Source organism: Sinomonas sp., assembly GCF_036848755.1.
Taxonomy (GTDB): Bacteria; Actinomycetota; Actinomycetes; order Actinomycetales; family Micrococcaceae; genus Sinomonas.
Genome location: NZ_DAIUJO010000096.1, coordinates 1 through 14,316, shown reverse-complemented (window position 1 = coordinate 14,316; position 14,316 = coordinate 1). Strand labels below are relative to the sequence as shown.

Here is a 14,316-nt window from a genome sequence, read left to right as displayed (position 1 = left end):
GAAAGTACATCCCCCAGGCACCAAACCCGGGATATCTCCCAACCGAACGAGGTTCAACTTTATCGGCTTTTCCGATTCCCCGCAAATCCACGCTTTCTGCCTGAATTCACGAGATCATCCCTATTCTCCGACTTGCATCCGATCCGGACAGCGTCCAGCTCGGCAATTTAGGAGGTCGGATTTCAAGGATTCGCGCCGCTCGCTCCGCGGCGGCAACCCGGACTACGTTACCGGGTCGCGGGCGACCTCGCAAATCCGCCGGCCGCCCCATCCGCAGGCCCGCCCCACAAGGGACCGGACGTCAGGCTCCCCGCAGCTCGCGGATCCGCCCATGGCCTGGGCACAACCATCGCGCACCCAGCCCAGCGATCACGGTCAGTGACTGCTCTGCCTCGCGCGGATCGCTCGTCAGGAGCCCGGGCATGAGACGCAGCCCGTCCTTGGTGCCGCGCACGGCGTCCCCAGCGAAGACGACCTCCTCGAACGTGAACGCCATGTGGCCCGGGGTGTGCCCCGGCGTCGCCACAGCCCGCAGCCGGGGGAAGGGCTCCTCCCCACCATCGAGCAACTCGAGGGGCCCCGTGACCCTTGGCGCCTTCCGGTGAGCGAGGAGCCTGCGGAACCGGGTCGAAGGCTCTCGCTTGCCCTCGACGATCTCAGCGTCAGCCCGCCCGAGCCACACCGTCGCTCCGGTGGCTTCCTGCAGGGCCGCTGCCGCACCCAGATGGTCGATGTCCGCATGGGTCACGAGCACGTCCGTCACTCGATCGAGGAGTCTCGCGCCCCTCAGCTCCTTGAGCACAGCGTCGCCTCCAACGGGAAGGCCAGGGTCGACGAGGGCAGCCCTGTCGCCGTCGAGCACCGCGTAACCATTGGATCCTGCACTGTGCTGGAGCCTGAAGACTGCCGGGTAGATGCTCTCCATGGCTTCATGCTGCCGGGAGAGGACGCCGAAACGGAAGAGCGCCCGGTAAACGCCGAAGGGACGGCACCCAGCGGGTGCCGTCCCTTCGGACGTCGTTCAGGCTTCGCTCAGAAGGCGCAGACCCTTACCAGGACGACTTGGTGACGCCCGGCAGCTCGCCGCGGTGCGCCATCTCACGGAAGCGCACGCGGGAGATCCCGAACTTCTGGAGGGTGCCGCGAGGGCGGCCATCGATCTGGTCGCGGTTGCGGAGGCGGACCGGCGAGGCGTCGCGGGGAAGCTTCTGCAGGCCCAGGCGAGCAGCCTCACGGGCCTCGTCCGACGCGTTCTCGTCGACGAGAGTCTTCTTGAGCTCGGCACGCTTCGCGGCGTAGCGCTCGACGATGACCTTGCGCTGCTCGTTGCGGGCAATCTTGGACTTCTTGGCCATGGTTTAGCGCTCCTCTCGGAAGTCGACGTGCTTGCGGACGACCGGATCGTACTTCTTCATGACGAGGCGATCGGGGTCGTTCCGACGGTTCTTCCGGGTCACGTACGTGTAGCCGGTCCCCGCGGTGGACTTGAGCTTGATGATCGGACGTGCGTCCTTGTCCTTCTTGGCCATCAGAGCTTCACACCCTTCGCAAGCAGCTCGGCGACGACGGAATCGATGCCGCGCACGTCGATGGTCTTGATGCCGCGGGCCGAAACCGTGAGGGTCACGTTACGACGCAGGGACGGCACCCAGTAGCGCTTCTTCTGGATGTTCGGGTCGAACCGACGCTTGGTGCGGCGGTGCGAGTGGGAGATTGAGTGACCGAACGCGGGCTTGGCCCCGGTCACCTGGCAATGAGCTGCCACAGTTCGCTCCTCCAAGTTGTAGTCAACAGTTGCAGTAAAAATGACGGTCCGCAGATGCGTCCCGCCACCTTGATGCACCGTAGTTCTGCAGCTTTCCGGAGGGTGACCAGGCGGGGTGAGAGCCAGCCGAAGTTCCTCGCCGCGGGTTAGACGGTGTCTTCAGTGCCGAGAAGTGGACTCCACTGCATACGACAGCCTTAAATACTAGGCCCCGCGCGGGAGGCCTGCAAATCAGGGGGCATCAGGACGTCGCGACGCCCGCTCCCTCGTTGAGGATTTCGCCCAGTCGACGGAACAGATGACCGCCCCAGCCACCGCCCATGATCTTACGGGCCAGCTGGTCGTTCTGGTCATCAGCCCGGAAGCCGGCCTGCACGAGGCTCAGGCGCGTGCCGCCGTCGTGCGCTTCGAGGCGGAAGGTGACGGTGGTCTTCAGGTCGTTCTCGGGCGATGCGTCCGCCCAGGAGATGACGAGCAGCTCCGGCTCGCGCAGCTCGAGGACTTCGCATGCCGTGACGCCGGAGAAGCGGGTGGCCTCGATGGGTTCGCTCCGGAAGGTGAAGCGGTGGCCGACGACGGGCGCGAAGTCGTTCGGCATGAGCCACCGGGCGAGCAGCTCGGGCGTGGTCAGGGCGCGCCAGACGACGGCGGGTGGGTGCGGGAGGAAATCGTCGACGCGGAGGGCAGTGGGGTCCGCGGCCGAGGCTTCAGTCATGGGAGGGATCCTTTCCTGATTCAGGTTGAGCGTCATCGAGCAGTGCGGCGAGCCGGGAGACGCGGCCCCTCCAGAACTGCTCGTACGGCTCGAGCCACGCACGGAGGAGCGTGAGCGGCTCGGGCGTGAGCGAGTAGTACCGGTTGCGGCCCGCCTGCCGTTCGGAGACGAGGTCGACGCCGCGCAGCACCTTGAGGTGCTCGGCCACACTCGGGCGGGCCATGGCGTAGCGGTCCGCGAGGGACTGCGCGGTCTGGGGGCCGTCGAGAAGCGCGGCAAGCAGGTCCCGGCGGACTGGATGCGCGAGGGCCGCGAACACGTGGTCCGTCGGCGTCTCCTTGCTCTGGCGCGGCACCCGTCCAGCATACGTAGGAAAAAACCTACACGTCAAGGGAGCCGGGCGCGGGAATACAACCCTCCCCTAGTTAGTTGTAGCTTCAAGTAAGGCGGAAACCCGCCTCGCCTCGAAAGAAGGAGCAGCACCATGAGCGACATCACGATCATCGGTACCGGAAACATGGCTCGCGGCATCGCGGCGCGTGCTATCGCGGGCGGCCGGAGCGTCCAGCTGCTCGCCCATGAGGACAAGGCCAAGGCCGACGCCCTCGCGGCCGAGCTCGGGGGAGACATCTCGACAGGCGTCCTCGGCGATCGCATCACGGGCTCGATCGTCATTCCCGCCGTCTACCTCGACGCATCGAAGGCGATCCTCGTCCGCTACGGGAGCGCTCTCGGGGGCAAGGTCTACGTCGACATCACCAACCCCGTCGACTTCTCGACCTTCGACGGGCTCGCCGTCCCGGAAGGGACCTCCGCGGCCGAGGAGCTGCAGAAGATGACGCCTGCCGACGTCGTCAAGGCCTTCAACACGACGTTCGCCGGCCCGCTGGCCCAGGGCGAGGTCGCCGGCGTGCAGCTCGACGTCCTCATCGCCGGAGACGACGAGCAGGCAGTCCAGGCCGTCGCGGAACTCGCGGCCGACGGCGGCCTCAAGGCGATCGTCGTCGGCCCGCTGCGCCGCGCGCGCCAGCTCGAGCAGGCCGGCTTCCTCTCCATCCTCATCCAAGCGAATGAGGACCTTCCTGAGTTCCAGTGGAACTCAGCGCTCAAGCTCGTCCCGGCGGCCTGAGCCGCCTTCGGGCGACAGTCGACGGCCGCGATCCGGATCAGAGTCTGTCAGGGTCTAGCAGTACCCCCCTCGGCCGTCCCGCTGGCAGCCAGCATGTGATTACCTAGAAATCACACGTTGAGCGACCAGCGGGGGCGGCCCGCGGGCTCATCCCCGCGGAAGGGACAGCCCATGGCTGCCGAAACGCAGCCCACGGCCGCAGCGGCCAGCACACAACCCCGGGTATCCGCACGCACCGGGTCACGCCCCGAGCGCAGGCTGCCTTGGGGCGCCCTCGTCGTCCTCGCCGCGCTGGGGTTCACGGCCGTGACGACCGAGCTCCTCCCCTCCGGGCTGCTGCCCCAGATCAGCCGAGACCTCCGCGTTGGAGAATCCACGGTCGGCTCGCTTACGGCCGCCTACGCCGGCGTCATCGTCGTCACGGCGCTGCCGCTCTCCAAATTCCTCGCAGGGAGGGTCCCGAGAAAGCAGCTCCTCGTCGCCGTCGTCTTCCTCTTCGCCCTCAGCAACGTCCTGCTCGCCGCCAGCCCCGTGCTCGCGCTTGCGGTGGCCGCGCGCCTGCTCGGAGGCATCGCGCACGGGCTGCTGTGGTCGACCATGGCGCCGTACGTGGCCAAGATCGTTCCGGCCGACGCGATGGGGCGCGGCATGGCGGTCGTCTTCAGCGGCAACAGCATCGCCATGGCGGCGGGCGCGCCACTGGGGACTCTGCTCGGAGGCCTCATGTCCTGGCGGGCGTCGTTCCTCGTGCTCGCCGGTGTCGCGGCAGTGCTCGGAGCGCTCGCGATCTTCTTGCTCCCCGTGATCCCGTTGAGCGCCACGAGCGCCCGCCCCTCCATCCGGGTTGCGGTCCGCAGGCCGGGAGTCGTCACCGTCGCGACCGCGTGGCCGCTCCTCCTCTTCGCCCACTTCGCGCTGTTCACGTACATCGCGTTGTTCGTCCGCGCCAAATCGCTCCCCGACGCCGCCACGAGCGTCTCCCTCTCGGTGATCGGAGTTGCCGGGCTCCTCGGGATCTGGGCGGCGGGCATCACGGCCGACCGCTTCCCCCGGCGGTCTCTCATCGTGACCATCGCGGCCATCGCCATTGCCTTCGTGGCGATGCCGCTGTTCTCCGGCACCTGGGGCGGCCTCATCACTCTGACCGCTCTCTGGGGCGCTGGGATCGGGGCGGTCGGCATCTACAACCAGGCCGCGATCCTGCGGGCAGGCGGCGAACAGGGGGAGGCCGCGAACGGGCTGAGCGTCGTGACGATCCAGCTCGGCATCGCGCTCGGCGCGGCCTACGGAGCACTCGCGGTCGGCGTGGCCGGCGCCCAGCTCGTGCCGCTCGCCGCCGCCGTCCCAGCCGCCGCTGCCCTCGTCATGACGATCGCCGGCCGCCAGCACGCCTATCCCCCGGGCCGTGGCGAGCGCCGCCGGCTGCTAGGCCGGGCGGCCGCAGCCGTACGTCGGTAGGCGCCTGGAATGAAGAAGGGTCGCCCCAGCGTGCGTTTGGGGGAAACACGCGCCGGGGCGACCACAGGGGCCCGATGCGGGCGTATTGGGGGGATGCCCGCATCGACCTTCCCCTAGGCTACCGCCGAGTATGGGTTGAATCGTTGTTCTTAGCGCATCCTTAACGCGCCCGACCGTCGTCGCAGGCAGCCCCGAGCGGCCCTCCGAAGGGCCCTACCCGCGGGTAGTACCCGGGCGTAGCATGAGATGACAGCTGAAGGGTCACCGGCCCGCGGCGGCCCCGGGAGCGAGGGAGCTGCCATGACCACGGACACGACGACGACCGGGACCCACGCCAAACCCGAACCGGCCGAACCCGGTCCGAGCGCCAGGCCCGAGGGCCACGAGCCAGGGTGGGAAGAGTCGCGGGCCGTCGCCGAAGCCAGCCGGGACACGACCTGGACGCGACCGAGTTTCGCGAAGGCCCTCTACCTCGGGGACTTCCAGTGGGACCTCCTGTATCCGCCGCCAGTCCCGGCGCCCCAGGACGTGGCCGAAGGCGAGGAGTTCCTGCGACGGCTCGAGGAGTTCGCCCGCGGGATGGACGGGCGCAGGATCGAGTCCGAAGACCGCATCCCCGACGAGTACATCCGCGGCCTCGCGGAGCTCGGCGCCTTCGGCATGAAGATCCCGAAGGAGTACGGGGGCCTCGGGCTCTCCCTCGCCTACTACGGCCGCGCGCTCATGCTCATCGGCACCGTGCATCCGAGCATCGGCGCGCTGCTTTCCGCCCATCAGTCCATCGGGGTGCCCGAACCGGTGAAGATGTTCGGCACCGAGGAGCAGAAAAGAGCCTTCCTGCCGCGGTGCGCCTCCGGGGCGGTCACCGCATTCCTCCTCACGGAGCCCGACGTCGGCTCGGACCCGGCGAGGCTCACGACGACGGCGCGGCTCACCGAGGATGGCCGCAGCTACATCCTCGACGGGTCAAAGCTGTGGACGACCAACGGCGTCATCGCCGAGCTCGTCGTCATCATGGCGAACGTCCTCCCCCACGACGCCGCAGGCGACCTTCCCGCGGGCAAGGGCGGCATCACGGCCTTCGTCGTGGAAATGGACAGCCCTGGGATCACGGTCGAGAACCGCAACTCGTTCATGGGCCTCAGGGGGCTCGAGAACGGGGTGACGCGCTTCGACGCCGTGAAGGTCCCTGCCGACAACCGCGTGGGCCGCGAGGGGCAGGGCCTCAAGATCGCGCTCACGACACTCAACACCGGGCGCCTCTCGATACCCGCGCTGTGCGCGGGCGGCGGGAAGTGGGCGCTCAAGATCGCGCGCGAATGGTCGCAGGCCCGCGTCCAATGGGGCCGGCCGATCGGCCAGCACGAGGCGGTCGGGAAGAAGATCGCGTTCATCGCGGCCACCGCCTTCGCGCTCGAGTCGGTCTTCGAACTCTCCGCGGCGCTCGCCGACGCGGGCATGAAGGACGTCCGGATCGAGGCGGCCCTCGCCAAGCTGTGGTCCAGCGAGATGGCGTACCTCGTGGCTGACGACCTCCTGCAGATCCGCGGCGGACGCGGCTACGAGACGGCGGAATCCCTCATGGCGCGGGGAGAGCGCGGGGTGGCCACGGAGCAGCTCGTCCGGGATCTGCGCATCAACCGCATCTTCGAGGGGTCGACCGAGATCATGCAGCTCCTCATCGCTCGGGAGGCAGTCGACGCGCACCTGGCAGCCGCCGGCGACCTCGCACGCCCCGACGCCACCCTTGCGGAGAAGGCCCGCGCCGCGAAGGATGCCTCCGGCTTCTACGCGCGCTGGCTCCCGAAACTCCTTGCCGGTCCCGGCCTCGACCCGCGCTCGTTCCGCGAGTTCGGCCCGCTCGGGAAGCACCTCCGCTACGTCGAGCGCGCTTCCCGCCGGCTTGCGCGCCACACCTTCGCCGGGATGGGGCGGTGGCAGGCCGGGCTCGAGCATCGGCAGGCGTTCCTCGGGCGCATCGTCGACATCGGAGCCGAGCTCTTCGCGATGGCGGCCTCGTGCAGCCGGGCAGAGTCCCTCCGGGCGAGCGGTGCGCCGGGCGGGGACAGCGCCCGCGACTTGGCCGACGCCTTCTGCGAGCAGTCGCGTCACCGGGTCGAGGCGCTCTTCGACGCGCTGTGGGTCAATACCGACCCCGTGGACCACGAGCTCACCCGCCGCGTCCTCGCCGGCGAGTTCGCGTGGGTCGAGGACGGCATCCTCGACCAGTCGGAGGGCACGGGTCCCTGGATCGCCGAGCGCCGGGAAGGCCCGAGCGGCAAGCCAGACGTCCGCCGTCGGGTGCGCTAGCGTCGGGTGCGATAGCGCATCCGGTCAGGCCTCGAAGGCCTTCGCAACCTCGTCGGGGTCGACGTCTTGGAGGCGCGCCGGGTTCCACGCGGGCGCGCCGTCCTTGTCGATGAGGAGCGACCGGATGCCCTCGCGGAAGTCGGAGCGGGCCACCATGGCCGTGCCGAGGGCGAGGTCCTGGGCGAGGACCGCCTCGAGCGAGCCGAGCTTCGGCGACCGGCGGAGGGCCGCGAGCGTCACCGCGAGCGAGAACGGGCAGACCGAGCGAAGTTCGCCCAGGGCCGCGGCTGCAGCGTCCGCGTGCGGCCCCGGCGACGCCGCGAGCTCCTCGAGTCGGCCGACGATCGCGGTCGGAGAGTCGCCGGCGTAGGCGTCGTCCGCCCAGACCCGGGCCTCGGCTATCGGAGCAGCCGGAGGGTCGACCGCGAAGGAGGCGACGACGTCGTGCGCTCCTCCCGGGCTCCACGACGGCGCTGCCGAGGCCTCGGCGAGCGCGTCGACCAGCGCTTCCAGCTGGTCGGCGGGAACCAACGCGTCAGCCCATCCGAGCAGGATCGCGTCCGCTCCCCCCGCCTGCCCCGAGGTGAGGCACAGGTGGGTGCCGAGCTCGCCGGGCGCGTTTGCGAGGAGCAGGCTCATCCCGACGTCGGGCGTGAAGCCGATCCGCGTCTCCGGCATCGCGACGACCGTCCGGTCCGTCACCACCCGCACCGACCCCGACGCACGGGGCGCATGCGCCGAGATGCCGAGACCGCCGCCCATCGTGATGCCGTCCATGAGCGGGATATACGGCTTCGGGTAGGCGCCGATGAACGCGTTCAGCCGGTATTCGTCGGCCCAGAAGGCCACCGCGTCGTCGTCGGAGCCCCTGTACAGCGAGCGCACGTCGCCGCCCGCGCACAGCCCGCGGGGGCCGCCGCGGACGACGACGGCGCGCACCTCAGGCGCGTCCGCCCACTCCCTGAGCTGCCGCTCGAGCCCGAGGATCATGCCGTGGTCAAGGGAGTTGAGGGCCTTCGGCCGGTCCAGGGTCAGGACGCCGAGGCCCCCGCGGACCTCGGAGCGCAGGTGCTCGCTCACTGTGGCGCCCCCTCTCGTGCTTCGACGGCACCCGTCCTCGCGAAGCGGCACGCCTCGACGAAGGCGGCCATGATCGCGTCGAGCTGGGCCTGATCGCCCTGTGCATCCTCCGGGTGCCATTGGACGGCCACGAGCCACTCGCCGGGGTCCTCGGCCTCGAGCGCCTCGACGACGCCATCGGGGGCGGTCGCCGTGACGCGCAGGCCTCGGGCGACGCGCGCCGCCGCCTGATGGTGACCTGATACAACGGTGGCGGCGTCGCCGAGGATCCGAGCGAGCCGGGAGCCTGGCTCGATCGCGACCTCGTGCAGGACCATGGGACCGCTCGGGTCCGCGTAGTTGCGGTGGGGCGTTCCCCGTGACTGTCCGAGGTCCTCGTGGAGGCTGCCGCCCAGCGCGACGTTGATGATCTGGAGCCCGCGGCAGATCCCGAGCACCGGCCGACCTGTCGCGCGGGCGCGCACTACCGCGGAGGCCTCGAACGCGTCGGCCGTGGGGTCGACGTCGGAGACAGTGGGATGGTCCGGGTTGCCGTCGTACAGCATCGGGTCGACGTCGCCCCCGCCCATGACGAGCAGCCCGTCCCAGTCGTCGTCGCGCAGGAGGACGCCGGCCAGGCTCGGGTCGGCGGCGTCGAGCACGACGGCGGCGCCCCCCGCGCGTTCGACGGCGGCCGCCGCGCTGCGGGTCAGCCGGTCCAGCTCCGCGCGGAACCAGTCGGCGTAGGCGGGCGCGGACCCCGGCCAGGTGACCGCGATGCGCGGGGACGTCACGCCTTCTCCCCCGGGTACAGAGGACTGTGGCCCGTGGCGACCCGCTCGCCCTCTGGCGGCGGTCCTGGCGGGGTGCCGTCGCCGAACGGCCGTCCGCCGAGCTGTTCGCGGCCGTGCGGCGTCAGCCAGTTGGACGTGTCCGGGCCCTTCGGGACGATCCGCGTCGGGTTGATGTCCTCGTGGACGACGTAGTAGTGCCGCTTGATCTGAACGAAGTCGATCGTGTCGCCGAAGCCGGGCGTCTGGAACAGGTCGCGCGCGTAGGCCCACAGTGCGGGCTGCTCGCTGAGCTTGTTGCGATTGCACTTGAAGTGGCCGTGATAGACGGCGTCGAAGCGCGCGAGCGTCGTGAACAGCCGGACGTCGGCCTCGGTGATGGTGTCGCCGACGAGGTAACGGCGGGTCGTGAGGCGTTCCTCGAGCCAATCGATCGCGTCGAAGAGCCGGTCGTACGCGCGATCGTAGGCCTCCTGCGACCCCGCAAAACCGCAGCGGTAGACCCCGTTGTTGACGTCCTTGAAGACGCGCTCGTTGACCTCGTCGATCTCGTCGCGGTGCGCCTCGGGGTACAGGTCCGGGGCGCCGTCGCGGTGGAACGCGGCCCACTCGGACTCGAAGTCCAAGGTGATCTGCGGGTAGTCGTTCGTGACGACGGCGCCGCTCGGCACGTCCACGATCGCGGGGACAGTGATGCCGCGCGGGTAGTCGGGGAAGCGCTTGAAGTAGGCCTCCTGAAGCCGCTCGATGCCGAGGACGGGATCACGGCCGTCGGGGTCGAGGTCGAAGGTCCAGGAGCGGGAGTCGTGGGTGGGGCCGGGGAGGCCGAGCGAGATCGCATCTTCGAGGCCGAGGAGCCTGCGGACGATGATCGTGCGATTCGCCCAAGGGCAGGCGCGGGCGGCCACGAGGCGGTAGCGGCCGGGCTCGACCGGCCAGGCCTTCGCGCCCTCAGGGGCTCGGGTTCCGGGCGGGAACGTGCCGTCGCGCGTGATCCGGTCCTCGATGTACCGGGTGTCGCGCGTGAACTCCTCGCCGCTGTGCACGTAGGAGCCTGTTGTGCTGTAGGTGTCTGGTGCGCTCTGAGTGTCTGACGCTGCTGGGGACTGGGACTGAGTCTGCTCCGTCGACATGGCCTCAGCCTAGCCCCGCGCCTGCGGGAGGCGCAGCGCTTGCGCGTGCAGCGGGAGGTGCGCCGCCGCCGTCGTCCGCTCGCGAAACCCCAGCCAACGGACGAAGCCCACGGCTCTTACCTGTGGTCTGGTCCGATAGGGCGGGCTTCCGCGCCGGGCCTCGGTGGCGCACCGGCCCCTCCGGTAGCCTGTGACAGCCAGCACACGACGGCCAGCGTTAGGCAGCCCAGCCCGAACGACGAGCATGAGGAACGAGGACCCATGGACTTCGGCAGCTTCGAAACCCTTGCCATCGAGACGTCCGGCGGTGTCACGACCGTCACCGTCAACCGCCCCGAGGCGCTCAACGCGCTCTCCGGGAAGGTCGTCGAGGAGCTCGCCACGGTGTGCGAGGTGCTCAACCGGCTGGGCGGCACGGGAACGAGCGCGGCCTCTGCGGGCGTCCCCGGCACCGCGGACGACGGCGCGTGGCCGGTCCGCGGCGTCATCCTCACCGGCGCCGGGGGGAAGGCGTTCGTCGCTGGCGCCGACATCCGAGAGATGACCGCCATGGACGCCGATCAGGCGGAGTTCTACGCCCGATCGATGCACGCGGTGACCCTCGCGCTCGAAGCGGTCCCGGTCCCCGTCATCGCGTGCGTCGACGGCTTCGCGCTCGGCGGCGGCTGCGAGCTGGCCCTCGCGGCCGACTTCATCTACGCGAGCGAGCGCGCCCAGTTCGGCCAGCCGGAAGTGAACCTCGGGCTCGTCCCGGGTTTCGGCGGCTCAGTGCGCCTCCAGCAGCGGATCGGCCTCGGCATGGCACGCGAGCTCATCTATACCGGGCGCCGCATCGACGCGCACGAGGCCCACCGCCTCGGGCTCGCCAACCGCGTCCTCCCCACCCGCGAGGAACTCCTCGCTGCCGCCGCCGAGACGATCGGCGAGATCGCCACCAAGGCGCCGACCGCCGTCGCCCTCTCGAAGCGGTCCATCAATCAGTCTGTAGGGCGGCCGACGGCCGAGGGCCTCGACATCGAGGCCCGCACCTTCCGCGCGGCCTTCGGCACCGAGGACATGAAGGAGGGCACGGCCGCCTTCGTCGAGAAGCGGCAGGCGGTCTTCCCGGGCCGGTAGGACGCGGATCACACCGCCCGGCGCATCACCATACCCGACAGCAAGGGCGGACACAGGCTTTCAACAGGGTTGAAGCCGAAAGTTAATGGCATGACGACAGCACTCCGAACCGCCGACCGGCCAGCGCAGCCGGACCGACCGCGCTCCGGCAGTGGACTCGCCCGCGCTTTGCGCCAACGGGGCCGACGCCGCCTGCTGCGCGAAGACTTCCTCACGATGCTCGCCTGGGCCTCGGGTGCGGCCGCCGTCGCACTCTACCTCGCCGACGGCGGGGCCGGGCAGTTCAACAACCTCACGACAGCGACAACCTCGATCGGCATCATCGCGGGTCTGGTGGGCACCGACCTGGTGCTCGTCATGCTGCTGCTCGCCGCTCGGATTCCGCTCATCGACGGGACGGTCGGGCACGACCGTGCCATGGAGATCCACGGCAAGCTCGGGAAGCCCGCGCTGTACCTCATCCTTGCCCACATGGTCTTCCTGCTCATCGGCTACGGCCTCGCCGATCGGCTCAACCCGATCGCCGAGGGCGTCTCGATGTGGACCAGCCTCCCCGACATGTGGATCGCGTTCATCTCGATCGTGCTGTTCATCCTCGTCGTCGTCACGTCCCTCGTCGCGGTGCGCCGGAAGTTCCCGTACGAGTTCTGGTACGTGGTCCACCTCCTCACGTACGCCGCCGTCCTCACCGCCCTCCCCCACCAGTTCAGCGAGGGCCAGCTCTTCGCCCCCGGACAGTGGCAGCGCTGGTACTGGATCGCGTTCTACGTCCTCGTGCTCCTCGCCCTCGTCCGTTACCGGATCTGGGCCCCGATCGCGCTCACGTTCCGCCACCAGCTCAGCGTCACACGGGTCGTCTCAGCGGGCGACGGTGCGGTGAGCATCGAGCTCACGGGCCTGCGGCTCGAGGAACTCTCCGGGGCCGGCGGCAGGTTCTTCATCTGGCGATTCCTCGCCCCGAACCTGTGGTGGCACCACCATCCGTTCAGCCTCTCGGCTGATCCGGTCGCAGGCCGCCTGCGGATCACCGTCCGGAACCTCGGCAAGGGCAGCGCCGCGCTCATGTCCGTCAAGCCAGGCACGAAGGTCGCCGTCTCCGGCCCATACGGCCTGTTCGGCCACGCCGCCCGCACGCGTCCCGGACTCGTGCTCGTAGGTTCCGGCATCGGCATCACCCCCCTCCGCGCAATCCTCGAGCGGGCAGAGTTCGAGCCCGGCGAGGCGACCGTGATCCTCCGCGCGTCAACCCCCGAAACCCTCTACCTCCGCGACGAGATCGCCGAGCTGTGCAGGCAGAGAGGAGCAACCATGTACGAACTCGTTGGCCAGCGTGCGCGCCACGGCAGCCCCTGGCTGCCCCGGCACCAGACAGGGCTCTCCCTCAGCGCCTATGTGCCCAACCTCAAGTCCTCCGACGTCTACGTCTGCGGTCCCAAGAAGTGGACTGACGCGGTCCTCGCCGACGCGAAATCCGCCGGGCTCTCCGACGAGCAGCTCCACCACGAGAGGTTCGACTGGTGAGGGCCCGGGCAGCGGCCGCGGCAGCCCTCGCGTCCTTCGGGATCCTCGCCGTCGGCTGGCAGGCGGGCGCGCAGGCCATCGAAGCCTCGAAGGTCGTCGGCGTCACGAACTCGGCGACGACCGGTACCGGCGGGACTGCTTCGAGCGGATCGGCCGGCTCGTCGGGAACCACCGCCACGAGCGCCTCTGCCGCCGGAAGCTCGTCGTCGGGCAGCGCCGGCTCGACCGGCGCCAGCACCTCCAGCTCCGGTTCCACCTCAAGCGGAAGCCAGGCGTCGACGTCGTCCGGGCTCAAGAACGGAACGTTCACGGGGGCTTTGGAAGAAACGCGCTACGGCGAGATCCAGGTGCAGATCGTCGTCGCCGGGGGCAAGATCACCGACGTGCAGACGCCTCAGCTGACCGGCGACGACATGCGCTCCCAGATGATCAACTCCGAAGCGGCACCGATCCTCCGTTCCGAGGTTCTCCAGGCGCAGTCCGCGAACGTCGACACGGTGAGCGGCGCGACCTACACGTCGGAGGGCTACCTCGCCTCCCTGCAAGCGGCCCTGAGTTCCGCCCATGCGTGAGAACCAGCCGGCAAGCCTCGGATCTCGGACGTTCCTCGCGATGGGAACCGTCGTGAGCCTGAGCGTGGCTGTACCCGCCACGCCCGGTGCGGCGGACGACGGCGCCGACAGGTCCAGGAGGGTCGACGCGGCCGCCCGCGTCATCGAGGCGGACTTCGAAACCCTCGAGGAGCGATTCAGCCTCTTCCGGGAGGGCTCCGAGGCGAGCGCGCTCGCGCGGGGCGTCCTGCGCCTCGCCAACGCGAGCGCCGAGACGCGGGCCGTCTACAGCGACGCCATCGAGTGGCGTCGGCGGACCCACGGCGCCTTCACCCCTGAGCGGCCCGACGGCGTCCTCGACCTCAGCGGCATCGTCAAGGCCCGCGCCATCGCCGAGGCCGGACGTTCACTCGTGGCGCTCGGCCTCACCGACTGGTGCCTCAATGCGGGCGGTGACGTGCTGGTCTCGGGCACGCCATCGCCGTCGGACGCCTCGCAGCCCCTCTCCGGCGGGGACACCGCCCGACCGTGGCTGGCCGGCGTCGTCGACCCGGCGGACCGGCGCACGCTGCTGGGCGCCTATCCTCTGGGCGGCGCGCCCGGCAGCGTGGCGCGGCGGGCCCTCGCGACCTCGGGCAGTGCCGAGCGCGGTGACCACATCTGGGCCGTGGGCGGCGGCAAGCCGGAATTCGTTCAGGTCAGCGTCGCCGCCAGCGACATCGAGACCGCCGACGTCCTCGCGACCGCGATCGTCTCCGGGGGGCGAGA

The 14,316-nt window shown here is 69.9% G+C and carries 16 protein-coding genes; 7 read left to right on the top strand and 9 right to left on the bottom strand.

What is annotated here, in order from left to right; genetic code table 11:
- Nucleotides 1-301: 301 nt before the first annotated feature.
- The 6 genes from V7053_RS14355 to V7053_RS14330 all read right to left on the bottom strand — a co-directional run bounded on the left by V7053_RS14355 (nt 302) and on the right by V7053_RS14330 (nt 2,835).
- On the bottom strand, nt 302-925 hold the full coding sequence (locus V7053_RS14355; RefSeq protein ID WP_334172955.1) for an MBL fold metallo-hydrolase: 624 nt from the start codon (nt 923-925) through the stop codon (nt 302-304).
- 124 nt (nt 926-1,049) lie between these two features.
- On the bottom strand, nt 1,050-1,355 hold the full coding sequence (gene rpsN / locus V7053_RS14350) for a 30S ribosomal protein S14 (protein WP_334172954.1): 306 nt from the start codon (nt 1,353-1,355) through the stop codon (nt 1,050-1,052).
- A gap of 3 nt (nt 1,356-1,358) precedes the next feature.
- Nucleotides 1,359-1,529 carry a 50S ribosomal protein L33 gene (rpmG, locus tag V7053_RS14345; RefSeq protein ID WP_043122011.1) on the bottom strand — a complete coding sequence of 57 codons (171 nt, stop codon included), beginning with the start codon at nt 1,527-1,529 and terminating at the stop codon, nt 1,359-1,361.
- The gene (gene rpmB, locus V7053_RS14340) at nt 1,529-1,765 is read right to left on the bottom strand and encodes a 50S ribosomal protein L28 (protein WP_043122008.1); all 237 of its coding nucleotides are present in this window, start codon (nt 1,763-1,765) and stop codon (nt 1,529-1,531) included. Before rpmB ends, rpmG begins: the two co-directional genes overlap by 1 nt.
- A 241-nt stretch (nt 1,766-2,006) precedes the next feature.
- Entirely contained in the window at nt 2,007-2,480 is a 474-nt protein-coding gene (locus tag V7053_RS14335) for an SRPBCC family protein (protein ID WP_334172953.1), read from the bottom strand.
- A complete protein-coding gene (locus V7053_RS14330; protein WP_334172952.1) occupies nt 2,473-2,835 on the bottom strand; it encodes an ArsR/SmtB family transcription factor in 363 nt (120 codons plus the stop codon). Before V7053_RS14330 ends, V7053_RS14335 begins: the two co-directional genes overlap by 8 nt.
- A gap of 129 nt (nt 2,836-2,964) precedes the next feature.
- Here V7053_RS14330 and V7053_RS14325 point away from each other — a divergent pair, with 129 nt between their 5' ends.
- From V7053_RS14325 to V7053_RS14315, 3 genes are all read left to right on the top strand, one after another.
- On the top strand, nt 2,965-3,609 hold the full coding sequence (locus V7053_RS14325) for an NADPH-dependent F420 reductase (RefSeq protein ID WP_334172951.1): 645 nt from the start codon (nt 2,965-2,967) through the stop codon (nt 3,607-3,609).
- A 171-nt stretch (nt 3,610-3,780) separates the two neighbouring features.
- Nucleotides 3,781-5,067, top strand: a complete 1,287-nt coding sequence (locus V7053_RS14320; protein WP_334172950.1) for an MFS transporter — start codon at nt 3,781-3,783, stop codon at nt 5,065-5,067.
- Between the two features lie 300 nt (nt 5,068-5,367).
- The gene (locus V7053_RS14315; protein WP_334172949.1) at nt 5,368-7,377 is read left to right on the top strand and encodes an acyl-CoA dehydrogenase family protein; all 2,010 of its coding nucleotides are present in this window, start codon (nt 5,368-5,370) and stop codon (nt 7,375-7,377) included.
- A gap of 24 nt (nt 7,378-7,401) precedes the next feature.
- On the opposite strand, the gene V7053_RS14310 is transcribed toward V7053_RS14315, so the two are convergent.
- Genes V7053_RS14310 through V7053_RS14300 form a run of 3 tightly spaced genes read right to left on the bottom strand, consistent with a single transcriptional unit; the run spans nt 7,402 to nt 10,360 of the window.
- Nucleotides 7,402-8,457, bottom strand: coding sequence for a 3-hydroxyisobutyryl-CoA hydrolase (locus V7053_RS14310; protein WP_334172948.1), 1,056 nt, complete (start codon nt 8,455-8,457; stop codon nt 7,402-7,404).
- Nucleotides 8,454-9,230, bottom strand: coding sequence for a gamma-glutamyl-gamma-aminobutyrate hydrolase family protein (locus V7053_RS14305; protein WP_334172947.1), 777 nt, complete (start codon nt 9,228-9,230; stop codon nt 8,454-8,456). Before V7053_RS14305 ends, V7053_RS14310 begins: the two co-directional genes overlap by 4 nt.
- Complete coding sequence (locus V7053_RS14300) at nt 9,227-10,360, bottom strand: glutathione S-transferase family protein (RefSeq protein WP_334172946.1); 1,134 nt, start codon at nt 10,358-10,360, stop codon at nt 9,227-9,229. The genes V7053_RS14305 and V7053_RS14300 overlap by 4 nt, the downstream gene beginning before the upstream one ends.
- 261 nt (nt 10,361-10,621) lie before the next feature.
- Between V7053_RS14300 and V7053_RS14295 the strand changes: the two genes are divergently transcribed.
- From V7053_RS14295 to V7053_RS14280, 4 genes are all read left to right on the top strand, one after another.
- Nucleotides 10,622-11,476, top strand: a complete 855-nt coding sequence (locus tag V7053_RS14295) for an enoyl-CoA hydratase/isomerase family protein (protein WP_334172945.1) — start codon at nt 10,622-10,624, stop codon at nt 11,474-11,476.
- Nucleotides 11,477-11,566: 90 nt separating this feature from the next.
- Nucleotides 11,567-12,997 (top strand): ferredoxin reductase family protein, encoded by a 1,431-nt coding sequence (locus V7053_RS14290; protein ID WP_334172944.1) that lies wholly within the window; start codon nt 11,567-11,569, stop codon nt 12,995-12,997.
- Nucleotides 12,994-13,569, top strand: coding sequence for an FMN-binding protein (locus V7053_RS14285; RefSeq protein WP_334172943.1), 576 nt, complete (start codon nt 12,994-12,996; stop codon nt 13,567-13,569). The genes V7053_RS14290 and V7053_RS14285 overlap by 4 nt, the downstream gene beginning before the upstream one ends.
- On the top strand, nt 13,562-14,316 hold a 755-nt coding region (locus tag V7053_RS14280), incomplete at its 3' end, for an FAD:protein FMN transferase (RefSeq protein ID WP_334172942.1). The genes V7053_RS14285 and V7053_RS14280, both read left to right, overlap by 8 nt.